Annotated in this window: 21 protein-coding genes; 11 read left to right on the top strand and 10 right to left on the bottom strand. The window is 51.2% G+C overall.

Annotated features, from left to right (window positions below; translation table 11 throughout):
* Positions 1-8: 8 nt before the first annotated feature.
* From E1189_RS11640 to dksA, 6 genes are all read right to left on the bottom strand, one after another.
* Complete coding sequence (locus tag E1189_RS11640; protein ID WP_155160503.1) at positions 9-1,400, bottom strand: sigma-54-dependent transcriptional regulator; 1,392 nt, start codon at positions 1,398-1,400, stop codon at positions 9-11.
* A 30-nt stretch (positions 1,401-1,430) separates the two neighbouring features.
* On the bottom strand, positions 1,431-4,382 hold the full coding sequence (locus tag E1189_RS11635) for a sensor histidine kinase (protein WP_155160502.1): 2,952 nt from the start codon (positions 4,380-4,382) through the stop codon (positions 1,431-1,433).
* Positions 4,372-4,548 (bottom strand): hypothetical protein, encoded by a 177-nt coding sequence (locus E1189_RS23895; protein ID WP_196221389.1) that lies wholly within the window; start codon positions 4,546-4,548, stop codon positions 4,372-4,374. Before E1189_RS23895 ends, E1189_RS11635 begins: the two co-directional genes overlap by 11 nt.
* Positions 4,549-4,645: 97 nt before the next feature.
* On the bottom strand, positions 4,646-5,935 hold the full coding sequence (gene nagA / locus E1189_RS11630) for an N-acetylglucosamine-6-phosphate deacetylase (protein WP_196221388.1): 1,290 nt from the start codon (positions 5,933-5,935) through the stop codon (positions 4,646-4,648).
* 281 nt (positions 5,936-6,216) lie between these two features.
* Positions 6,217-7,119, bottom strand: coding sequence for a tRNA glutamyl-Q(34) synthetase GluQRS (gene gluQRS / locus E1189_RS11625; RefSeq protein WP_155160500.1), 903 nt, complete (start codon positions 7,117-7,119; stop codon positions 6,217-6,219).
* Positions 7,120-7,128: 9 nt separating this feature from the next.
* Positions 7,129-7,572, bottom strand: coding sequence for an RNA polymerase-binding protein DksA (gene dksA / locus E1189_RS11620; RefSeq protein ID WP_155160499.1), 444 nt, complete (start codon positions 7,570-7,572; stop codon positions 7,129-7,131).
* 283 nt (positions 7,573-7,855) lie between these two features.
* Between dksA and sfsA the strand changes: the two genes are divergently transcribed.
* Together sfsA and E1189_RS11610 are read left to right on the top strand one after the other, a co-directional pair.
* Entirely contained in the window at positions 7,856-8,593 is a 738-nt protein-coding gene (sfsA, locus tag E1189_RS11615) for a DNA/RNA nuclease SfsA (protein WP_155160498.1), read from the top strand.
* On the top strand, positions 8,583-8,861 hold the full coding sequence (locus E1189_RS11610; protein WP_329602002.1) for a DUF3820 family protein: 279 nt from the start codon (positions 8,583-8,585) through the stop codon (positions 8,859-8,861). Before sfsA ends, E1189_RS11610 begins: the two co-directional genes overlap by 11 nt.
* On the opposite strand, the gene E1189_RS11605 is transcribed toward E1189_RS11610, so the two are convergent.
* Both E1189_RS11605 and E1189_RS11600 read right to left on the bottom strand, forming a co-directional pair.
* Entirely contained in the window at positions 8,809-9,129 is a 321-nt protein-coding gene (locus E1189_RS11605) for a Rieske (2Fe-2S) protein (protein ID WP_155160497.1), read from the bottom strand. The genes E1189_RS11610 and E1189_RS11605 overlap by 53 nt on opposite strands.
* Positions 9,130-9,237: 108 nt before the next feature.
* Positions 9,238-11,445, bottom strand: a complete 2,208-nt coding sequence (locus tag E1189_RS11600) for a TonB-dependent hemoglobin/transferrin/lactoferrin family receptor (protein ID WP_155160496.1) — start codon at positions 11,443-11,445, stop codon at positions 9,238-9,240.
* 193 nt (positions 11,446-11,638) lie between these two features.
* Between E1189_RS11600 and E1189_RS11595 the strand changes: the two genes are divergently transcribed.
* The 8 genes from E1189_RS11595 (at position 11,639) to E1189_RS11560 (ending at position 17,588) form a co-directional block, all read left to right on the top strand.
* Positions 11,639-12,364 (top strand): energy transducer TonB, encoded by a 726-nt coding sequence (locus tag E1189_RS11595; protein ID WP_155160495.1) that lies wholly within the window; start codon positions 11,639-11,641, stop codon positions 12,362-12,364.
* A 27-nt stretch (positions 12,365-12,391) separates the two neighbouring features.
* Positions 12,392-13,087 carry a MotA/TolQ/ExbB proton channel family protein gene (locus E1189_RS11590; protein WP_155160494.1) on the top strand — a complete coding sequence of 232 codons (696 nt, stop codon included), beginning with the start codon at positions 12,392-12,394 and terminating at the stop codon, positions 13,085-13,087.
* Positions 13,084-13,512: an ExbD/TolR family protein gene (locus tag E1189_RS11585; RefSeq protein ID WP_155160493.1), complete on the top strand. Its 429-nt coding sequence runs from the start codon at positions 13,084-13,086 to the stop codon at positions 13,510-13,512. Before E1189_RS11590 ends, E1189_RS11585 begins: the two co-directional genes overlap by 4 nt.
* Positions 13,513-13,517: 5 nt before the next feature.
* Positions 13,518-14,393: a heme/hemin ABC transporter substrate-binding protein gene (locus E1189_RS11580; protein ID WP_155160492.1), complete on the top strand. Its 876-nt coding sequence runs from the start codon at positions 13,518-13,520 to the stop codon at positions 14,391-14,393.
* 26 nt (positions 14,394-14,419) lie between these two features.
* Positions 14,420-15,445: a FecCD family ABC transporter permease gene (locus E1189_RS11575; protein ID WP_230460343.1), complete on the top strand. Its 1,026-nt coding sequence runs from the start codon at positions 14,420-14,422 to the stop codon at positions 15,443-15,445.
* Positions 15,446-15,460: 15 nt separating this feature from the next.
* Positions 15,461-16,270: a heme ABC transporter ATP-binding protein gene (locus E1189_RS11570; protein WP_155160490.1), complete on the top strand. Its 810-nt coding sequence runs from the start codon at positions 15,461-15,463 to the stop codon at positions 16,268-16,270.
* Positions 16,271-16,324: 54 nt separating this feature from the next.
* The gene (locus E1189_RS11565; protein WP_155160489.1) at positions 16,325-17,221 is read left to right on the top strand and encodes a ChaN family lipoprotein; all 897 of its coding nucleotides are present in this window, start codon (positions 16,325-16,327) and stop codon (positions 17,219-17,221) included.
* A gap of 163 nt (positions 17,222-17,384) precedes the next feature.
* Positions 17,385-17,588, top strand: a complete 204-nt coding sequence (locus E1189_RS11560) for a hypothetical protein (RefSeq protein ID WP_155160488.1) — start codon at positions 17,385-17,387, stop codon at positions 17,586-17,588.
* A 223-nt stretch (positions 17,589-17,811) separates the two neighbouring features.
* Here the strand turns inward: E1189_RS11560 and E1189_RS11555 are convergent, their stop codons facing one another.
* Positions 17,812-18,066: a TfoX/Sxy family protein gene (locus tag E1189_RS11555; protein ID WP_155160487.1), complete on the bottom strand. Its 255-nt coding sequence runs from the start codon at positions 18,064-18,066 to the stop codon at positions 17,812-17,814.
* 138 nt (positions 18,067-18,204) lie between these two features.
* Here E1189_RS11555 and mrcB point away from each other — a divergent pair, with 138 nt between their 5' ends.
* Positions 18,205-20,553, top strand: a complete 2,349-nt coding sequence (mrcB, locus tag E1189_RS11550; protein WP_155160486.1) for a penicillin-binding protein 1B — start codon at positions 18,205-18,207, stop codon at positions 20,551-20,553.
* On the opposite strand, the gene E1189_RS11545 is transcribed toward mrcB, so the two are convergent.
* Positions 20,550-21,674, bottom strand: coding sequence for a hypothetical protein (locus tag E1189_RS11545; protein ID WP_155160485.1), 1,125 nt, complete (start codon positions 21,672-21,674; stop codon positions 20,550-20,552). The two genes, mrcB and E1189_RS11545, sit on opposite strands and share 4 nt — an antisense overlap.
* Positions 21,675-21,759 lie beyond the last annotated feature (85 nt).

The raw sequence follows: 21,759 nt of genomic DNA, 5'->3' as shown, positions 1-21,759 counted from the left end.
AAGAGTCGTTACACAGCTTCTTTGCGAGGAATGCCCAAACGCTTTCTGCGTTCCCACAGGCACTTTCGGCTGATGCCAAGTTTGCGTGCCAGCTGGGTTTCGTTCATCTGGTTCTGGTGTTCGAGTACGAAACGCAGGAAGTAGTCTTCCATGGAGAGTTCGCTATCACTATCATCCTGCAGCGCCTGCGACTGTGCTGACGAATTGATTGATGGCTTCGCAGAGGCGATAGAAGCGTTCTCCAGGCCCAGCAGGTCGGGGGTGACCATATCATCTTCGCTGAGAATAACTGCGCGCTCGATGGCATTTTCCAGCTCGCGTACATTGCCTGGCCATGGGTGGCGGCTGATAGCCACCAGAGCTTCGGGGGAAAGCAGCATGGAACCAGTGCCCATCTTAGCGGTGGTTTTTTCCAGCAGGGCTTCGGCGAGCAGAGTGATGTCCTGTCCGCGATCACGGAGTGGCGGCAGGTTCAGTTCCACAACATTCAAACGGTAGTAAAGGTCTTCCCGGAACTGGCCTTCACTGGCCATCTTCTTGAGGTTTCGGTGGGTTGCGGCAATCAGTCGTACATTCACTTTGCGGGACTCTACAGAACCCACACGACGAATTTCTCCTTCCTGCAGAACACGCAGCAAACGAGCCTGGGCTTCGAGGGGCAGCTCACCGATTTCATCAAGGAACAGCGTGCCGCCATCAGCAGCCTCAATCAAACCGTTGCGGGTAGTGGTGGCTCCGGTGAATGCTCCTTTCTCGTGACCAAACAGCTCCGATTCAATCAGTGTTTCCGGAATCGCTGCACAGTTCACTGAAATCAGAGGCTTATCATCCCGGCGGCTGGCGTCATGGAGAGCTTTGGCGACCAGTTCTTTACCTGTGCCAGACTCACCCAAAACGAGGACTGTCGCTTCAGTGGGAGCAACACGGCGAATACGGCTGAACAAGGTCATCATTGCATCGCACTGACCGATGATGCCTGCCGGGTTTGCATCGCTCTCATTGTTGTTTATCGTCGGTGCGGCAGGTTCTGGCTTTTTGGCAGCTGCCTCTTGGCGGCTGATAGTGTCGGCCACGGCTTTGAGCATGTCATCATGATCAAAGGGCTTGGCGATGTAATCCACTGCGCCCATTTTCATGGAATCCACTGCCGAACGCAGGCTGGCATAGCTGGTCATAATCAGAACCGGTGTGTGTTCTGATTTCTGGATCAAAGCGGTGCCCGGTTCGCCAGGCAGGCGCAGATCGGAAATGATCAGATCGAAAGAAGCCAGATCGTTTTGGCAGGCATCATCAACGGATTCTGCCTCCGTTACTTCGTAATCGTTGCGGGTAAGCAGACGACGAAGCGATGAACGAATAACTGGTTCGTCTTCTACAACAAGAATCTTTCCGAGTCCCATGGAATTTCCCCTGTGTCCCGTCATATCAGATTACAGAACAGCTTCTTCAGCTATCTGCAATTGTGGTGAATCTATGTCTGCCAGGTGCCGCGGCAGGCTAATGCTGATACAGGTTCCTGTGTTGTTCTCCTCATCAACCGGAGAGCGAACAGTGATTGTACCAAAGTGTTCTTCAACAATGCTGTAAACAAGTGCCATGCCAAGGCCGGTGCCTTTGCCCGCTTCTTTGGTGGTGAAGAATGGTTCGAACATGCGCTTTTGATGTTCTTCTGAAATGCCACTGCCCTGATCAGTGACTTCCAACGTAATTGTGTGTTCTTCAATCAAGGTATTGATTGTGACAATGGCGTTGTCGGGCGAAGCATCACGAGAGTTACTGAGCAGGTTGATCAGTACCTGTGTCAGCTTTTGACTGTCACCGGTAACGTGGTCATCCTGTTCACAGTTATTAATAAAACGAACACCACGATTGTTTTTGTTGAGCGCCAGCAGACTGGCTGCTTCACTGGTGCAACGGTAAAGGCTGACAGGTTCTACCGCCCCCTGTTCCGAGGACTGACCGCTGTGAGCAAAGTTAATCAACGAATGCAGAATCCTGGCGATACGCTTGGTTTGCTCAAGAATCTGTTCTGCAATCTCTTTGGTATCATCTTCCTGAGAAAAGTTGCGCAGCTCCTGCGCAAGACAATCCACACCTGTGACCGGATTACCAATTTCATGGGCGACACCTGCCGCCAGTTGTCCGATAGATGCCAGCCGTTCACTGTGAATCAGCTTCTGTTCCAGCAGATGTGCGTCGGTCTGATCTTCCACCATAATTACGGTGCCGTTGTCATCATCAATGCGTGCCTTGTGAAGATTCAGGGTTCTGTTTTGTCCGCCAATCATTAGCTGGCGGCGTTCCCGGGAAATGTGATTGTCGGAGGCAAATTCACTGAGTAATTGCCGCCAGGGTGTAGGCAAGCTGGCCAGCCGTGAACCGACCATCGCACTGCCGGGAATACCGGTGATGACTGTCATAGTCTGGTTCCACATCAGAATCTCGCCGTCACTTCCCAGAGAGCAGATTGCCATGGGCAGCTTCTGGAGAGTCTGGCGGTGATAGCGGCGCAATCTGTCCAGCTCGGCGGCCAGACCTGTGAGCCGGTGCTGGTACTCCTCCACCTGACTTTCTACAAAGTTAATGTCAGCTATACCGGCACTGTCGTGTTCGTAGGGCAGGTAGCGGTTGATAATATCTCGCGCAACGCTGGGCCCCATAAGGCCGGAGAGATTGGCTTCCATTCTGTCCCGTAAACGACGCAGGGCGTAGGGGCGCCTTTCATCCCGTGGCATATCCAGATCCTTTAAGGCCTGAACAACCTCCCTCTGTGCTGTATAGGAACCCAGTGGGCGGGTAAGGCGTTCCTGAAAATCCTTGGGTGATGTCGCTGTAAGGCTTCGTCGGGCTGGGCGGCCTAATGCCTGAATCGAGCAAATTTCAGCCGCGTGTTCTTCTTCCGGTGAGCGTTTGGTAAGCAGGCTGACAATCACCAAAGCAAGAATGTTAACTGACAGGGATATCAGGGCCGAGGTATGCCAGTTGTTGTCTTCAACAGGAATACTGTAATCCCAGATAGTGAGCATGTCTTCCGACAACAGCAGAGGCATAAGCATGGTGACAAACCAGACCACAGAACCGCATATCAACCCGGCATTAAAACCACGACGATTGGCCAAAGGCCAGTAAATGGTGGACAGCACCCCTGGCAAAAACTGAAGGCTGGCCACAAAGGAGACGATGGCGAGAGTTGTAAGATCCTGCTCCGCTTCCAGCATACGGTAGAAACCGTAGGAGGCCAGAATCATGCTGGCGATAAGGGCTCGCTTCGTCCAACTCAGCCAGCGGTAAATATTGACACTGGTGGGTGGCTGGTAGAACGGCAGAATAAGATGATTCACGGCCATTGCAGACAGTGCCAGTGTGGTGATGATAATCAAACCACTGGCACCAGACATGGCACCCACATAAATGAGTAGCGACAACCATGTCTGATCAAGCTCCAGCCCGATGCCAAGTGCGAAGTACTCCGGTGTTGTGCCCACCTGCAGTGCCAGCCCGGCCCAGAGAATCAGAGGAATGGGGAGGCTCATAATCAGCAGATAAAGAGGCAACCCCCAGCTTGCGCTGTTAAGGGTTTTGGGATCCTGATTCTCTGCAAATGTCATATGGAACATATCCGGCATCACCACAGCAGCAGCGAAGAAAATCAGTAACATGGTGCGCCAGGGACCGTCGTCCAGAGAGATGCGCAGAGTAGCGAGAGCTTCCTTGTTAGTGGTGAGCCAGTCCTGCAGATTCTGCGGCCCTTCAAACACATGGAACACAATAAAGGCGGCCATGGCTATCATGGCAATCACTTTGACAATGGACTCCAATGCGATAGCAAACACCAGCCCATGGTGTTTCTCGCGGTTGGATATACGTCGTGTACCGAACGCCATGGTAAACAGAATAATGATGAGGCAGAAGCCAAAGGCCAGCTCTTCCTGGGAGCCTTCACGGGTAAGAATGTGAACGGAGTCGGCCACCGCCTGAATCTGCATGGCAACCATAGGCAGCATAGCCAGCAGCATAATAATGGCGGTTATTGTGCCTGCGGATGCGCTGCGGAACCGGAAGGCGAAAAGGTCAGCCAGAGAGGTGAGCTGATAATCCCGCGTGATGCGTAGAAGCGGTGACAGCAGCACTGGGGCGAGCATAAAGGCGCCGCATATTCCCAGGTAGTAAGCGAGAAAAACAAAACCATATTGATGTGCGATACCAACCGTGCCGTAAAACGCCCAGGCACTGGTATAGACGCCGAGCGCAAGAGTGTACACCAGAGGGTGAGAGGTAATCCGGCGAGGTATCCAGCCTTGGTCTGTCAGCCATGCAGCACCAAAGAGGAGAGACAAATAGACAATGCTGTACGTTGCGAGCTGGCTAAGCTCAAGAGTCATTTCGACTTCCTCCGGGCTGCAGCAAATACGCAGCCATAATCAAAATCAGCCAGAGCAGCCAGGGGCGGTACCAGCCTTCCGGAGAGTCAATCCACCACTCGAGAATGGCGGGTGAAAAAAGATAAATACCGATGACCAGTAGAAGGACAAGCCGGTGAAGGTACATACAGGTTCTCCACGACATGCCTGTAAGTAATAACAGGTAGGATGGATATTACCGGCTTATAGGTATGTTGCGCAATTTGTTGGTGGGGCTTTGTGGTTTAACGAAGGTCCGGCGAGGTGAATATGCGTTGGCCGGCACGCCATGTAGCCATGACTCGCAATTCATCTTTGAGTTCTATTTCGTCACGCAGAAGTACCATGTCGGCGTCGTATTTCGGTTCCAGAAGTCCCTTAGTTGTCAGACCCATGGACAGGGCCGGGTGATAACTGCCAGCCAGTAATGCACGGGCGAGTGTGCAGCGGGCAACCTTATACATGATGCGCACAGCCTGTGGCATAGTGGCAATGCTGCCTGCCAGAACCTCTTCTTTTTCATCAGCCCGAAGGGCTTTGCCATCGCGAATGATGACAGGAATGTCTTTGCCAAGCGTGTAAGCACCTTCGATGTTTTCCACGCCTTTGGCGCTCATGGCGTCTGTGATAAGAACGAACCGTTCCGGATGATCTTTGCTGAGCTTCCACGCCAGTTCAACATTGATGTGACTGAGGTGGTGGCCGTCCACAATAATCTCAAAAGCCAGTTTGTCTGAGTTGAGAATGGTGAGTACCGCTCGACTGTCACGGCTGGATGGCATCGACATGGCGTTAAAGAGGTGGGTGCCCATCTTAGCGCCCTGATCGATAGCATCCAGAATATCCTTCTGGCTGGCGTTGGAGTGGCCAATGGATGCGACAACATTGTTGGTTTTACACCACTGGATAAGATCATCGCTGTGCTCAAGTTCCGGAGCGAACGTCACAACACGCAGCAGGTTGCCTGCGCTGAGTTTCCAGGTTTCCATTTCCGTGATCGAAATCGAACGAAGGCTGGCAGAAGGGTGACAGCCTTTTTTATCTGCACTGATAAAAGGCCCTTCCATATGAATACCGACAATAGCCGCCTCTTGAGCTGGCTGGTTTGCAGCATGTGAAGCAATACTGGCAAGAATGCTTGCGAGTTCTTCTGTTGGGGCACTGGTTGTGGTGGGGTACCAGCTGGTTACGCCCTCTTTTGGTAAGTACGTAGAGATAGTTTCGAGGGCGTCGGGCTTGTCCAGAATATCCATCACATCTCTGCCGTTGGCTCCGTGGATATGAATATCAATAAATCCCGGAGCGAGAATGCCTTCATATTCTTCTTTCTGGTCACAACTCTGCTCCCATAGGTGATGGGCTTTAGGGAAGACTTTTAGAATCTCACCGTCTTTGATTTGCACAACATAGTTATCTATCAGTGCTTGCTGATACAGCACCCGGGACGCAGCAATACATAATGAGCCTGCTGTTTGCTGTTCTGTTTCCTTAAGCTCCGGCGGTTGTAGTGTTTTACCAGACGAATCACCATTCACAGACGGTAGGATATTGCTTGATGACGAACCTGCAGCGGGAGTTAAAAGAAGGGGGCGGCGTCCTTTTTCCGTTCCACCAGTTGAGGTGTTCGGTAAAGCCATGGTAATTAGAATCAGAATCCGAAAAAGTATAACTTGCAGCCGGAAAGACCGGGCCCATCCATTGCCAATCAATTTTTATATTCTCAGCTTATTTATCAGGTGGCGCAGGGAGATTAGTCAGTAGAAGAGATTTCTTCCACCCAAGTATCCAGGCTATGCGAAAGCAATAGTTTGGGTACTTATATCACTGAGAGTTGAGCTTCGGGGATGGCTTCCTGATTTTGAAGCCTGTTTATCTTCCAATGCTTAATGGCCCACTGCAGCATATCCGCATGGGAAGCATCGCGAACGTGAGTATCCACAGGCAGGCCGATGGCAGTCATTGCTTTGAAGAGAATTGGTTGAGGGTTTTCCAGTGGTAGTGCTGCCGCTTTGTTCTGCTTGCTGAGTTTATCCCCAAATTCGTTGGTAATCACTGGCAGGTGAGCATAGCGGGGAGGTGGGAATCCCAGTGCCTTTTGCAGAGTGATTTGGCGGGGGGTAGAGTCGATCAGATCGATACCGCGCACAATGTCGGTCACACCCTGATATTCATCATCCACTGTTACGGCCAGCTGGTAGGCGAACAGGCCGTCTTTCCGGAAGATCACAAAATCCCCAAGTTCCTTCATGGCAAAGCTTTGCGTATTTTGAATGCGATCTGGGAAAGTGATGTCCTGATCCTGAGCATTAAAGCGTATGGCGTGGGGAACATCTGGTGTGCCTGTTTTGGGACGGCAGAATCCCGGGTAAGAGGGGCGATATTCGGCAAGTTGCCTGCGGGTGCAGGTACAGGGGTAGGCCAGCTGGCTTTCTTTCAACTGTGCGAGTGCCTCCCTGTAGGCATCAAGCCGGGTGTGTTGATAAAGAACCTCACCGTCCCAGTGCAGCCCATAAATCTCTAAGGCTTTGAGAATAAGGTCTGCCGAACCGGGTTGTTCTCGGGGTGGGTCGATATCTTCGATACGAACCAGCCAGTCACCGCCAGCTGCTCTGGCATCCAGATAACTGGCCAGTGCAGCTGTGAGGGAACCGAAGTGGAGCGGGCCGGTAGGAGACGGGGCAAAGCGCCCCGTGTAGCGGCCGGTAGAGCATGCAGACATAGTGGGGCGTTAGTGACCCAGCTGCTTTTCCTTGATCTCTGCAAGAGTCTTGCAGTCGATGCACAAGGTTGCTGTTGGGCGTGCTTCCAGACGACGAATGCCGATTTCAACACCGCAACCGTCGCAGAAACCGTAATCGCCTTCTTCCAGGCGCCCCAGGGTTTTTTCAATTTTTTTGATAAGCTTACGCTCGCGATCACGAGTGCGCAGCTCCAGGCTGAATTCTTCTTCCTGGCTGGCACGATCTGCGGGATCCGGGAAGTTGGCTGCTTCGTCCTGCATGTGGTTCACAGTTCGGTCAACTTCTACCATCAACTGGTTTTTCCAGTCTTGCAGAATCTGGGTAAAGTGCTCGACCTGGCGATCACTCATATATTCCTCGCCCTTCTTTTCCTTGTATGGTTCGAAGGTTTTGAGGAGGTTGCCGTTCTCTGGCTTGTTTTGTGCTGACATGCTTACAGCCCCGTTGCTATCCAAGTCTCGTCCTGCGGGATACTATCGCCCTAATGGCTCCCGGGATTGGCTGTGGGGCGAAAACGTTCCGTACGCCCCATAAATACAAACTGCCAAGGAGCCGAGAAGCTACCAGAACCCGACACAGGATGCTACCTCAAATTCCCTGAGTTCAAAAAGCCACCACATCTATAAGAATCTAGCTACACCTTGGAAAGAGTCTGTAATAGCTTTAGTGTAAATTCGCATTAAAAATGATGTTTTCATATCGTAAGAGGAATATATGCGCTTCAATCCCTCCCTGCAGAGCGGTAATTTACTTAGGCGATACAAGCGTTTTTTGACAGATATTGCTCTTTCTGACGGTAAAGAGATAACTATTCACTGTCCTAACACTGGCTCGATGAAAAACTGTCAGCCGGAAAATGCGCGGATCTGGTTTTCGGATTCCAAGAATCCAAAACGAAAGCTGCCCTGCACTTGGGAGCTGGTGGAAATTCCCGTGAAATATGGGGATTCAGAAAAAATGTCTTTGGCTTGTGTAAATACTGGTAGGGCGAACGCACTTGTGCAGGAAGCCATCGAAAGCCAGACAATCCCTGAACTGACCGGTTACAAAACACTGAAGCGGGAAGTGAAATACGGAGAGGAAAACAGCCGTATTGATCTGCTGCTCTCGGACGGGGAAAAGCCGGACTGTTATATAGAAGTCAAAAGCGTCACTCTGGCGACCAATAATGGCTTTGGCGAATTCCCGGATGCCGTGACCACCCGAGGCCAAAAGCACCTGCGAGAGCTGGAAGCAATGGTGGAGGAAGGCCATCGGGCCGTACTGCTCTTCTGCGTGCAACACACGGGTATTGAAGTGGTGAGCCCTGCAGATAGCATCGACCCTGCCTACGGCAAAGCCCTGCGTCAGGCTATGGCGGCAGGTGTGGAAGTGCTTGTGTGGGGCAGCTCAATCACTCCCGAGGAAATTGTTCTGGATCGCCCGCTGACTTTGAAGGTGGATGATGTTTGAGAAAGAAGACCTGCTTCGGTTGGCCAGAATGCCCATGCCCTTTGGCAAATACAAAGGGCGGGTGCTGATTGATCTGCCAGAAGAGTACCTGCTGTGGTTCTCTAAAAAAGGTATGCCAAAAGGTGACCTTGGCCGCCTGTTGCAGATTGCTTTGGAGCTGCACGTGAATGGTCTGGTATCCGTCGTGCAGCCACTCAAGCTGCCGGAATCGAACACTAATCCGCGAGAAACAGTTCACCGTTTTTTACATGATGAGGAATCGCGGTGAGCGCATCACCGACGCAGGGGCCTGCCAGACATTCGCCATCTTCAATACGAAACAGCGCACCATGGGTACAGCACTGAATCATACGATCTTCCTGATCAAGAAACTGATCCGGCTGCCACTCCAGATTGATACCTAAATGTGGACAGGTGTTGGCATAGACAAATACTTGCCCGTCAAAACGTACCGCAAACACCGGGCCTTTTGGGGTGCTGTCGAACCCCTTGCTGCCGGGCTCGGCAATATCGTTTATAGCGCACAGCTTGTGCATTTTGGCTCCTGCTGATTTGTTGGTGTTTTGCGGGGAGTATAACGGCAAGGTTCTGCATGAAGAAGAGGCGCCTCTCCCTGAATCGGGAGAGGCTGAGGCGAGCCTGAATCAGAACGCGTATTTGGCGCTCATGCTGAAGTTGCGGCCAGGCTGGGAGAAGGCGTTATAAGCAGAGGGAGATACTGGTGACCGGCCACTTTTCGACAAAGTGCGCACATCTTCCCAAAGCCAGTATTCCTTGTCGGTAATATTGAATAAACCGGCTCGCAGAGTGAGGTTTTCAAGGAGCTTGTAGTAGGTGGTCAGATCCACAATACCATAACCGGAGGTTTCAAACCTTTTACTGTTTTCGATGTCGCTCTGTTTCTTGCCTTTAGAAAGTGTCCAGTTCAGAGCTCCACCAAAGTCTTCTTCCGGGCTGTCGTAAGCCAAGCCAAATAAACCTTTCATGGGAGAAATGCTTTCCAGTGGCGTGCCTTTTTCCAGGTTCTCCCCCTTGGTGTAAGCTATGGCTGTTTTGAAAGACATACCCGTTGGAGCTCCTATCAATTGGTCAAGCCAGATTTCACCACGAAGCTCTATACCTTTGATGCGTGCTCTGGAAACGTTTTCGTTTCGTGTTGCACCGAACTGGTAACCAGAGTTATCAACAGGCTGGTTTTCGATGAAGTTCCTGTAGTTGTTATAAAAGCCGGTGACTTCAGCAGATCCGTTAATGTTGGAGAGGCGTAGGCCTAGCTCCCAGGAATCACTGGTTTCAGGCTTTAGATCTGGATTGGACAGTGCTGCATAACCCGGTTTTATACCTGGAACGGTGCTTGGACCAAACAGGTTTTCGAAAGAGTAGTAAATTTCCTCCAGAGTTGGACCGCGGAAACCCTGACTGTACTGGGCAAAAATGGAAACAGTGTCGTTTATGTTGTAAACACTGCCAAGTTTGGCTGTTGCAGCACTGTCTTTGCTGGCTTTTTGTTCTATGGCGTAGAGCTCATCGGTTTCCGGGGAAATTTTGTATGTGTCATAACGTACACCAGGGATTAGAGAGAGCTGATCATCCAGCAGGCTGATTTCGTCTTGAAGGAATATGCCAAGTGCTTTTCTTTCAACCTTTGGTGCATAACGAGCTGGTTGGTGAGGTTCGTCAGGTGGAAGCACAACGCCAGTATCTAGCAGAGTAGTTACATTTTTGTTGTTTACACTTTCTTTCTCGGCAGAAAAGCCCCAGGTTAACTGATGATCCGTTGCACCAAAGGAAAGCGCTTTCTGAAATTGAGTGCTGAACTGCAGGCCACCCTGAGTAAATGTGTAGTCTTTTTCCCGATTTGTGGAACCGTAAGTATAAGTAATCTGATTGGTTTCTGTTTCCTGCCAGGTCAGCTGGGTATCTATGTTATCGACGAGGTGGGAGTCTACAAACCACTCATGGGCGACAGTGACACGCTTTCGTTTTTTACTGTCGTCTGAGTGATCTGGTAGAGAAGCTGACTTCTCCATATCAGACTTGGAATTTTGATCAAGATAATCTGCAGTCAACTTTACAGTGTGGACTTTGTTTAACTGATAACTGATTTTTCCAAGGATATTGTTAGAGCTGTTATCACTTGAATTTGGTCGGCCGCGCTCTGTGCCCTGAATATTTGCACCGCTAAAATTTTTGGTCTCTTTACTGTCACGACGCGTATAGGACAGTAGGCTCTCCAACTTACCGTTGCGATTGGCGAAAGTCAGATTCTCAGTAAAGCCTTCATCTTTACTGGAGTAGGCGGATTTTACAGAGAAATAGTTTTCATCGCCTTCTAAGCTCAGGAAGTCAGCAGCATCTTTGGTGGTGAAAGCAACTACACCGCCCAGAGCATCACTGCCATACAATGTAGAGCCAGGACCCTTCACAATCTCAACGGATTTGAGTGAATCAATATCAATAAAATCCCGGTGGGAGCGAAGGAAGGGGCCGGAGCTGTCAAAGGTGTTCATCTGATCCACACCATCCAGCAGAATCTTGACTCTGTCCTCGGACAATCCGCGAATATTAAAACCCTTCAGGCCAAAGCGATCATCGCTGCCCACCTCTACACCTGGTTCATACTGAATCAGGTCGCGAATGTTGTTTGCCATGTCTGTTTCAATGCTTTCTGCATCAATGATTGAAACAGTATGGGGAACATCTTTCAGCGACTTTTCGGTGCGTGTAGCAGTCACTGTCACTTGGTTCAGCAGAGTGGCATTGTCGTATTGAGTGGCCTGGCTTTCTGCAAATACGTTGGCGCTTAACGCTGCCGCAATAGCGACAGACAAGGGTGCTCCCCGGAATTTCATTGTTATATTCCCGTGTTTTGGTGTTGTTCTAGTTATGTTCGAGTCGCTAGCGGGGAGCGAATATATGATTGATTTAAATCAAATGCAAATCATTCTCATTTGTGTTAATTTCCCCGAAACCAATTTCATAGCCCGGCATTTTCTGTAGGAAATTGTCTGGACGTTTGCATAAGCCGCCGTGAAACGATCAACAATGTCTACGCAATTTTTCAACAAGGGTGCCATTAAGTTTGGAAGCCTCGTGGCGCTTTCTATTGCTGTGCATGTTGGTGTGGCTTATGCGTTTTTAAATCCTGATCAGAGCCAGAAGAAAATCAATACAGGCTCAATTGCGGCACCAGTGACACTGAGCTTTTCTACTGTGCAACAGACTGCGGTTGAACCCGTGCAGGAGAGGCCAAAACCTAAGCCTGAACCGAAACCGGTGATCGAGAAGAAGCCAGAACCTGTTATTAAACCCAAGCCAAAGCCCGCTCAAAAAGTAGAACCAGAGCCAAAGCCTGTCGAGCCGAAAAAAGAAGAAGTTGTCGAACAGGAAGAACAGCCACCAAAAGAGCCACAACAGCAGGAGAGCCAGCCGGAAATGGTGGCCTCTGCAAAAGTGGAATCTCAGGCTCCCGGCTTAAACGAAATTCCGGTAATTACCGAGCCATCTTTCCTGTCTCCCCCAAGGCCTCCTACGTATCCGCGGCAGGCAAGGCGACGTAACCAGCAAGGCACGGCTTATGTCGAGGCGTTGGTGGATGAAGATGGCAAAACACAGAACGTAGAAATTTATGAATCCTCGGGCTTTCCGTTGCTGGACCGTGCCGCTGTACAGGCGGTGATGAGCTGGGAACTGAAACCCAGAATTGTTGGCGGTAAGGCTGTGCTTTCCAAAGTGCGCGTACCCGTTCATTTCAACTTACGCAGAAGCTAGCCGGGCGAAAGCTGGCAGGAGAAGACAATGTTATCGCAGTTTTATGAACAGTTGGGCGCAATGGCTATTCCCCTGGTGGGGCTGTCGGTGATTGCGCTGGCGCTGATTTTAGAACGACTGGTGACGTACACCTTGCAGCCTGGCATGGGCAAAGCACGGGTGAAAAAACTTTTTGTCGAGTTGCAGAATCAGGGTTGCGGAAACTGCCGCAGCTCCGAGCAGGCCGCGCGCTACTGTGGTCAGAAGCATTGCCTGCATCAAGGGGTTGGCGTGCTGATGAATCACGCGTCCAGTTCGAAAGACATGCGGGAAGAAGTGGCTGGCCTCTGGCTGTTGAAGCATCGGCAGCGTATGCATGCGGGCCTGCGTTTTCTGATGCTGATTGGCATGTTGAGCCCGATGATTGGCCTGCTCGGTACAGTGCTCGGCATGATTATGATGTTTCAGGGCATGGCCGCCAGCGGTGGGCCGGTCACCCCGGCTGTGCTGGCCGATGGCCTGTGGGCAGCCATGTACACCACGGCTTATGGCCTCGGGATTGCCATTCCTTCTCTTGCTGCCAGTCATGGTTTTACTCTGTGGGCAAATCGTTATATGAGCCGTCTCGAATTTGTACTTAACCACGTCAATCTGATGATTGAAGGCGTGGATGCTACGGAGCCTGAAGTGCGCAAACCGGCTCCATCCAATGTGGCCATTATGCGTAAAAAGGCTGTCGCATGATCAGGATTGCCAATGACGATACGGCCCAGCCTTCGCTACTGCCAGATCTTACACCGATGCTGGATGTCATATTTATTGTCATGGTGTTCCTGATGCTCAGTGTCAATGTGGCACCACTGGCACTGCCTGTGGATCTTCCCACCATGGGGGCTGAGCAGGCAGAGGTTGTGGAAGAACCAAACACTCTGGCGGTGAATGTCTTTAACGAAAGCGGCGGCTGGGCGCTGGACGGGAAAGAGTTTCAAAGCTGGGAACAACTGTCTCAGGCCTTGTTGGCAGCACATAAGGCTGACCCGAATCAAAGTGTCATTATTGCTGGCGACCGCAACGCTCCCATGGAGCGACTGGTACAGCTTTTGAGTTTCCTTCAGGCCCAGCAGTGGCCTGCGGCAAGTATTCAGATGGAAAAGAGTTCTACGGAGTAAGACCCATGTTTATAAAAAGAAAGGTAATGAAGGCTCTGACACTCGCAGCTTTGTGTCTGCCTGTAGCGAGCTTTGCCAGCGAACGTATTGTGACTATTGGCCCGGGCGTAACAGAAATTGTTTACGCTCTTCATCAGGGTGAGCAGGTTATTGCAACAGACACCAGTAGTCGTATACCTGTTAGCGCCAGCAAGTTGCCAAAGGTGGGTTACTACCGGGGGTTGTCCTCCGAAGGTTTGTTGTCTTTAAAGCCGAGTCGTTTGATTGGTACCGAGGACATGGGGCCATCCATTGTTCTGGAGCAGGTGAAAAAAGCCGGTGTGGAAGTCACGGTTCTCCCCGGTGGCTATAGCCTTGAAAGTCTGGGGCAGCGAATAGAGCAACTCTCCACCGCACTCGGACAGCAGGACGCAGGTAATGAACTGTGGGCCAGTACCCAGAAAACACTCGAACAGGCCAAAGCCGTATCCAAAGATAAAAAGCCGCTCAAAGTGATTTTCATGATGGCCCATACCGGCACGGCTATGTTGGCGGGTAATGATACAGCAGCTAATACCCTGATTGAGCTGGCTGGTGGTGTGAACCCAGCCAAGGCCAACTTTACCGGTTACAAGCCAGTCTCTGCCGAATCCCTTCTTATGATGTCGCCAGACCTGATTATCGTAAGTTCTGCCACGCTGCATCAGGAAGGTTCTCCGGCAGCGGTGCTCCAGCGTATGCCCGGTCTTCAGGCAACCCCGGCTGGCCGTGATAGTCGCGTTCTCACGATTGACGGGAGTGTTATTATGAGCGGCCTTGGCCCACGAGTAGGGGACGCCGCACTGAAGCTGGCGACCCAAATGTATGGTTCTGATAACACAACGGCAGTAGCGAAGAACTAATGAACAGAGAAAACAGGGCGCGTTTGTTGACTGCAGTACTTGCAGTATTGCTGCCTTTAATTATGGTGCTGTCGATCGTCACTGGTGCAGTGCCGGTTGGTCTGGATAGTTTTGTTGCCTTGCTGAAAAGCTGGTTCGGTATTCACGTTCCAGATGCACAATCCCATGCACAGGCATGGCTGGTTGTGGAAGTGATTCGTATGCCGCGTACTGTTTTGGGTGTGCTGGTTGGCAGTACTCTGGCGATTTGCGGTGGTGCCATGCAGGGCTTGTTCCGTAATCCTCTGGCAGACCCCAGCATTATCGGTGTGTCCAGTGGTGCAGCGTTAGGTGCCGGTGTGGGGATTGTTCTCACTGGTCTGTTGCCCGTTGCCCTGGTTTCTACTCTGCAGGTTTATACCGTTCCGTTTCTGGCATTCCTTGGTGGCTTTGGTGCGACGCTGGCGGTTTATAAAATCGGCACCACAGCGAACGGCTCCTCTGTGGCTACCATGCTGCTGGCGGGTATTGCGATTGGTGCACTGAGCGGTGCTGGTATGGGCACTTTGAACTATATCGCCGACGACACCATGCTCCGTAACCTCACCTTCTGGCAGATGGGCAGCCTTGGGGGAGCCACCTGGGAGCAGCTGACGGTGATTATTCCTGTGCTGGTGGTGATTCAGGCCGCTTTGATGAGTCAGGCAAAAGGGCTTAATGCGCTGTTGCTGGGCGAATCCGAAGCCCGCCACCTCGGGCACAACATCCAGAAGCTGAAAGTACGGCTGATTGTTCTCACGGCGCTTGGTATCGGTGTGTCGGTATCGGTTTCTGGCATGATTGGGTTTGTGGGGCTGGTTGTTCCTCACCTTGTGCGTATGACCATTGGCCCTGATCACCGCTTCCTCTTGCCAGCCTCTGCATTGCTGGGTGCCTCTCTGCTGTTGCTGGCTGATGTGATTGCCCGTGTTGTTGTATCGCCTGCAGAGCTGCCTATCGGTATTGTGACAGCACTGCTGGGTGCGCCCTTCTTTATGTCTTTGCTGTTGAAACAGCGCAGCAGAATCGGTTGATAGCGGAGCCTGATCATGAAAACTGGAAACAATATCAGCCTTGATGTGAACGGCGTATCTGTGCGTCGTAGCGGTCGCCTTCTTCTGGATAACGTGTCATTCACAGCCAGACCCGGTGAGGTAGTTGCCTTGCTGGGGCCGAACGGTGCGGGAAAGTCCACTCTGTTTAAAGTGGTGACCGATGAAATGCCCGCCGATGGTGGCGACGTTATCTTCAACGGCAAACCTGTTAATGACTGGGATTTAGGTGAGCGTGCTCTCATGCTGGGGATTCTTCCCCAGTCCTCCTCCCTGAACTTTCCTTTTGCTGTGGGTGAAGTGGTTTTGTTAGGCCGCTCTCCGTGCAGTACCGGCCGTGAAGAGAATGCCGCTATTGTGCATAAAGCCCTGGAAAAAGTGGATGCTCTGCACCTGAAGGAGCGTAATTACACAACACTCTCCGGCGGTGAAAAGCAGCGCGTACATCTGGCGCGGGTGCTGACTCAGATCTGGACGGAACCCCAATCTTCGTCAAGCAGCCTTGGCCCGCGCCTGTTGCTGCTGGATGAGCCAACGTCAGCTCTTGACCCTGCCCATCAGCACCAGACTCTGCGTATTGCCCGTGAGTTTGCTCGCCACAATGTTGCAGTGGTTGTGATCCTCCACGACTTGAACCTTGCCAGCCAGTACTCTGATCGTCTGGTGATGCTGTGTAACGGGCAGGTACGTGCTGAAGGGACACCCCACGATGTACTCAAACCAGCTCTGCTCAAAGAGCTTCTGGATATTGATGTATGCATTATTCCTCATCCGGTAAACGGCTACCCTCTGGTGGTGGCTGCTTGATCAGATGTGCTGGTCGATAACCCCAATTAAGAATATTTCTCCAGGAGTGATTGCATGAATGCTCGGAAAGTCGGCGTATTGTTAAGCGCTGCTTTGTTATCGCTTGCGGCGGGTTGCGCCCATACGCAGCTTCCCCAGTCAAAGGACACGATGCCGGTGTATAACACGGCAACTGTGGATGGAACCGCTATTAATGGATCAGTAGACGCACTGGTTGATGAGCTGGTGAAGTCTGATTACATCATTCTTGGTGAGCGTCATGACAACCCTGAGCATCACAATCTTCAGCTCGAGATTCTCAAGGAGCTGCATAAGCGTGGTTGGCTGAAGCAGGTGTCTATGGAGATGATCACACCCTCTCAGCAGGCCGATGTGGATATGGCGATCGAACGTAAAATTGATGATTTTTACGGTCTTGAGCAGGTGCTGCAGTGGCAGAAGGGCTGGGACTGGAATTTGTACGGCCCCATTGTGTCCTGGGTTGTATCGGAAGGCATTCCCCTGCAGGCTGCCAATCTTGATGAAAACGAACTCAAGAGCGTACGAGAGAAGCCCAACCGGGTGGGTACAGAGTTGCTTGGCCCTGAAGGGCTGGCCATTCATCGCCAGCAGTTCCGCGATTCACACTGCGGCTACGTCGATCGCCCCCGCGAAGAATCCATGCTCCGTGTACAGCTGTCACGGGATGCCCGCATGGCATCCAGCATGACGGCTCGCAAGAAAGGTGTCGTGCTGCTGGCTGGCAGCTGGCACGCAAGAAAAGACATCGGCGTTCCCAGATTTGTGAAGGGGGCAGCACCGTACGCTAAGTTGACTTCTCTCGGTATGGTAGAGCGGACCGGCAACGAGGGCGAAAATCTGGAGAACAAATACGATATTGTCTGGATGACCGACGGGGTTGAGCGCCCTGACTATTGTGAAATGTTCCGTTCCCGTATGAAAAAGCCCTGATCCCGTCTTATTTTCCATCCTCAACAGCTCCATTTTGGGGCTGTTGAACCCTTTTCCCCTCCTTTAGTCGAACTTCCTGCGAGATGGCGTCTCTTTGCCATACTTGGAGGGGCTTTTGTGCCCAGACCCATGAAATCAAGAAGTATTCAAATTAGGGGACTCTATGGACTTATTGGCATTCTTATTTGAACTGTCGCTATTGCACTGGGCAGGTATTGTGTTGGGTGGAGCTGTCTGGCTTGGCCTGACCTGGTGGCTGGGGAATGTGGCTGAGAAGCGTGGGGGAGATAGGGAATCGGGTGCACTGGTGGGCTTCTTTCTGCCCGGTCTGGTGGTTATCGTTATCTGGTGGTTGATGTACCAATAATCCTCTCTTTTTAACAGGCAAAAAAATCCCCGGTAGGTACCGGGGAGGAATGCCGTGAATTGCCTGATGAGAAGATATTTGCCAGTTTTGGTCTTGGGGTGCCGCTACTGGTAAACATCACAGCTGGTAGTCAGCCAGCTGTTGCAAATACTAATCGTTCTCATTTGTGTTTGCAAATTTTTATCCCGGTTTTTTTCATGTGAAGCACACTGGGCCGTGTGCTTTATTCGGGAGGGTTCTCGACGTCCTTTAAGAGCCTGTCTTTATGCTCCTGGGAAAGTTCACTCCAGTGAGTATCAAGCAGGGCACCTTCCAGTGCGTACAGCAGAACTTTGGACACGCGAAAGCCGCGGGCTTTTACCTTGCGATAAGCTGCCGCGGCTCCGGCTTGTTTCAATTGTTCAGGGCTGTGAATACCTACGGCGTTTAACCACTGTACAGAGGTCTTACCGAGGTTCTTCATCTCAATCAGCTCCATCAAAGCAAATCCTTTTGCATACAGATAGAACAGTTAGTCATTATCAACACTGTAATGATAGACGAAGAATATAAGAAGAAAGGTCAAAGAGTTGTCACTCATTTGACGTGAGAGGTTCCCGAGCCAGATAATCGCGTCATGACGAAACGATCCTCCACCAAAAAATCTGCGTCGCCACGGCGAAAACCCCGAAAAAACAAGAGCAGCAAAAGCAGCCTTCGGCGCTTCCTTCCTTCCTGGGGGCTGATCTTTAAACTGGGCCTGACTGGCATGGTTGTGCTGGGGGCCTGGATGATTTACCTCGATGGTATCATCACGCAAACCTTTGATGGTAAGAAGTGGGCGATTCCCGCCAAGGTCTATGCGCGGCCGGTGGAGCTGTACGATGGGCTGACTCTCCGAGCCGATACCCTGCAAGCCCAGCTGAAACGGCAGGGCTACCAGCCCGTGCAGCGCATAAGCCGCCCCGGCACCTTCTCCCGTGCAGGCAATACCATTGAAATTTATGTGCGGGGCTTTGTGTTTCCTGATGGTGCGAGGGATGCCCAGAAAGTCCGGCTCACTTTTGCTGGCAATAAAATCACCAGCCTGACAGCCATCGATGGTGAGAGCATTTCTGTATTGCGTCTGGAACCTCAGCATATGGGCGGCATATATCCCGCCAGTTATGAGGATCGTGTGCTGGTTCAAATGGGTGAAGTACCTGCGCCTGTCAGTCAGGGTTTGGTCACTGTTGAGGACCGTGACTTTTACCAGCACTGGGGCATCTCCCTCAAAGGCATTGCCCGTGCCATGGTTGTGAATTTAAAAGCGGGTGGTGTGGTGCAGGGGGGCAGTACTCTGACTCAGCAGCTGGTGAAGAACTTCTATCTCAGTAACCAGAGAACCCTTGCCCGCAAGGTGGAAGAGGCGCTGATGTCTGTGTTGCTGGAAGTGCATTACAGCAAAGACCAGATCCTCGAAACCTATATGAATGAGGTGTATCTCGGTCAGCAGGGACAGCGCTCCATTCATGGCTTTGCCCTGGCCAGCCAGTTTTACTTTGCCCGCCCCCTCAGTGAACTGGATTTGTCCCGTCAGGCTCTGCTGGTGGGGATGGTAAAAGGGCCATCGTTTTATAATCCGCGCCGTTACCCAGAGCGCGCCAAAGCCCGCCGTGATCTGGTGCTGGATATGTTCGCCGAACACGGCATTGCAACCTCAGCAGAGGTGGAGCGCGCCAAGCAGCGTTCCCTGGGTGTCGTACCCAGCGAGAAGCTCTACGCGAATGCCTTCCCTGCTTATATCGACTTGGTGAAACGGCAGCTGCGGCAGGATTACCGCAACAGTGATCTCACCAGCGAAGGTTTGCGCATCTTCACCAATATGGACCCAATTATTCAGCAGCAGGCTCAGGAGAGTGTGGAAAAACTGGGCAACCGGCTGGCTGGAAAAAAGGGCAAACTGGAAGCTGCTATGGTGGTTACCTCGTCCCGTACCGGCGAAGTGCAGGCGATTGTGGGCGGGCGCGATGCCGGTTATGCCGGATTTAACCGTGCGCTGGATGCCCGTCGTCCTATCGGTTCCCTGATTAAACCGGCGGTGTACCTGACGGCGTTGTCTCAGCCTTCTCATTACACCCTTGCTACAAAAATCAGCGATGCGCCGATTACTGTAACCGCCAGAAACGGTCAGGAGTGGTCACCCAGAAACTACGATAAACGCTCCCACGGCGATGTGCCGCTGTATCTGGCTCTGGCGAAATCCTATAACCAGTCTACAGCGCGGCTGGGTATGGATGTTGGCCTGCCAGCAGTTGTGAATACCTTGAAAGCCATGGGCATGAGTCGTTCCATAACGCCTTATCCGTCTTTGCTGCTGGGTGCCCTGGAGTTAAGCCCTATTGAAGTAGCAGCCATGTATCAGACACTGGCTTCCGGCGGAGATCGTTTGCCTCTGCGCTCTATAGATGCCGTGCTGGACGCTTACAACAAGCCCCTTAGCCAATACAGCCTCTCGGTGGAACAGGCCTTCCCGAAAGCACAGGTGGAACTGATTGATTACGCCATGCAGCGCACCATGGTGGAAGGCACTGGTCGTACGGCGTATCACACATTATCTAAATCACTGCGACTGGCCGGGAAAACAGGAACGACGGATGATAAGCGGGATAGCTGGTTTGCCGGTTATTCGGGCGATACACTGGCCGTTGCCTGGATGGGACGGGATGATAACGGTCCAACCCGTTATACCGGTGGCACCGGTGCCTTACGGGTGTGGACGGACTTTATGAATAAGCGTCCGCTGTTGCCTTTAACGCCACCCACATCGCCAGATGTGAGTTTCTACAGCATTGATAAGGAGTCAGGTTTGCTGGGCGGGGAGGGCTGCAACGATGATATGCCGTTGCCGTTTATTAAAGGCTCTCAACCCCGCCAAAGCGCCTCATGTGCGGTAAACTCACCGGTCAGAGGCGCTGTAGACTGGTTTAAGAGCCTGTGGAATTAGAGTGCTTTGCTTACATCTTGAGCAGTTTTTATTTGCGACAGCAAGGCACTTACTCTCTGAAGAACCTCAAGGTAGTTAGTACGTTGCGTGACAGGGACAACAGCAATATCCTGATATTTATCCAGATACCATTGAAATTCAGGGTATTCACTCAATTCTTCAAGTTGCCCCGACACGTGTGCTGCCACTGCAATGTGCAGGGAGCTTAAACTTGGTATCTGATTATAAGCCTTGGAAAACAAGCGATGATCTGTAATAGAAAGGTCACCTTGTTTTTCTAAATGCTTTGGCATTATGCCCAACGCCGCAGAAAAGACTTGGCTTTTCTCAGGGTTAAAGTGCAGGTGATGCAGATCAGAATGTTTTTTATATTCTTGAGGTTGTTTGCTAATAGATTGAAATTGATCTTCAATCTGGCTTTCAAGTCTTAGAATGTCGTCACCCCAAGAGTTATCAACAATAATAACCTCAATACACGGGTGATTAACATGATGGCCTGTAGCTGCAGAGGCCCGATACGCCATATCAATATCAGCCCAGGGTAAGTAGTCATTGCTCTCTAATACATGCTTAAAAAAGTACAGCTGCTGTAGCCTGACATTCGAGGGGAAGCGTCTTTTAATCCTTAACAGTTTGTGCCTTTCAATATCCAGAACCTCTGCCATAATATCGATATTTATTGGCTGTATCTGGGCAAGATAATAAAGGGTTGGCTCGTCAGGTAGTTGCCCATTGTCCTTGGGGTGATAACGGAAATTATTGTAATCAACTTCACCTGCTTCAATAGCTTTAGCATACTCAACGGCGGCATGAAAACTACCTAACTCGTAACGCATCTCAGCTTTCTTGAAAATAGAAGTTATATCGGAAGAAGCATCAAGAGAGTAGTCTAATCCTGCATTAATCAGGTCGGGCAAAATATTTAGACATGGGTATTTGGAGACATAAAATTTACTCAGCGTCGGAAAGTCAATGTTGTATTGATAGTCTTCAGCACTTTCAAGGAATTCTTCCAACTTCAAACTGCTCCCTTCATTCCAACGACAGTGATCTTTGGCTTTCAGTGAGGGTGCCCATATCATAAATAAAGTGCAAGCAGTCAATATATACTTCATTCTCATACCAATCTCCACATAAAGTTAATTGCGCCTATTGTATTAATCCGGCTCGACTCTCACTGATCTGTGAAAAATGAATCAAAATCTG

It is taken from the genome of Parendozoicomonas verongulae, assembly GCF_009711465.1.
Classification (GTDB): Bacteria; Pseudomonadota; Gammaproteobacteria; order Pseudomonadales; family Endozoicomonadaceae; genus Sansalvadorimonas; species Sansalvadorimonas verongulae.
This window is presented reverse-complemented; position numbering and strand designations above follow the sequence as displayed.

Excerpts from the sequence above, each read along its gene's own strand:
- E1189_RS11640 (WP_155160503.1), bottom strand. The coding sequence starts at position 1,400 with ATGGGACTCGGAAAGATTCTTGTTGTAGAAGACGAACCAGTTATTCGT.
- E1189_RS11635 (WP_155160502.1), bottom strand. The coding sequence starts at position 4,382 with ATGACTCTTGAGCTTAGCCAGCTCGCAACGTACAGCATTGTCTATTTG.
- E1189_RS23895 (WP_196221389.1), bottom strand. The coding sequence starts at position 4,548 with ATGTACCTTCACCGGCTTGTCCTTCTACTGGTCATCGGTATTTATCTT.
- gluQRS (WP_155160500.1), bottom strand. The coding sequence starts at position 7,119 with ATGTCTGCATGCTCTACCGGCCGCTACACGGGGCGCTTTGCCCCGTCT.
- dksA (WP_155160499.1), bottom strand. The coding sequence starts at position 7,572 with ATGTCAGCACAAAACAAGCCAGAGAACGGCAACCTCCTCAAAACCTTC.
- sfsA (WP_155160498.1), top strand. The coding sequence starts at position 7,856 with ATGCGCTTCAATCCCTCCCTGCAGAGCGGTAATTTACTTAGGCGATAC.
- E1189_RS11610 (WP_329602002.1), top strand. The coding sequence starts at position 8,583 with ATGATGTTTGAGAAAGAAGACCTGCTTCGGTTGGCCAGAATGCCCATG.
- E1189_RS11605 (WP_155160497.1), bottom strand. The coding sequence starts at position 9,129 with ATGCACAAGCTGTGCGCTATAAACGATATTGCCGAGCCCGGCAGCAAG.
- E1189_RS11600 (WP_155160496.1), bottom strand. The coding sequence starts at position 11,445 with ATGAAATTCCGGGGAGCACCCTTGTCTGTCGCTATTGCGGCAGCGTTA.
- E1189_RS11595 (WP_155160495.1), top strand. The coding sequence starts at position 11,639 with ATGTCTACGCAATTTTTCAACAAGGGTGCCATTAAGTTTGGAAGCCTC.
- E1189_RS11590 (WP_155160494.1), top strand. The coding sequence starts at position 12,392 with ATGTTATCGCAGTTTTATGAACAGTTGGGCGCAATGGCTATTCCCCTG.
- E1189_RS11585 (WP_155160493.1), top strand. The coding sequence starts at position 13,084 with ATGATCAGGATTGCCAATGACGATACGGCCCAGCCTTCGCTACTGCCA.
- E1189_RS11580 (WP_155160492.1), top strand. The coding sequence starts at position 13,518 with ATGTTTATAAAAAGAAAGGTAATGAAGGCTCTGACACTCGCAGCTTTG.
- E1189_RS11570 (WP_155160490.1), top strand. The coding sequence starts at position 15,461 with ATGAAAACTGGAAACAATATCAGCCTTGATGTGAACGGCGTATCTGTG.
- E1189_RS11565 (WP_155160489.1), top strand. The coding sequence starts at position 16,325 with ATGAATGCTCGGAAAGTCGGCGTATTGTTAAGCGCTGCTTTGTTATCG.
- E1189_RS11560 (WP_155160488.1), top strand. The coding sequence starts at position 17,385 with ATGGACTTATTGGCATTCTTATTTGAACTGTCGCTATTGCACTGGGCA.
- E1189_RS11555 (WP_155160487.1), bottom strand. The coding sequence starts at position 18,066 with ATGGAGCTGATTGAGATGAAGAACCTCGGTAAGACCTCTGTACAGTGG.
- mrcB (WP_155160486.1), top strand. The coding sequence starts at position 18,205 with ATGACGAAACGATCCTCCACCAAAAAATCTGCGTCGCCACGGCGAAAA.
- E1189_RS11545 (WP_155160485.1), bottom strand. The coding sequence starts at position 21,674 with ATGAGAATGAAGTATATATTGACTGCTTGCACTTTATTTATGATATGG.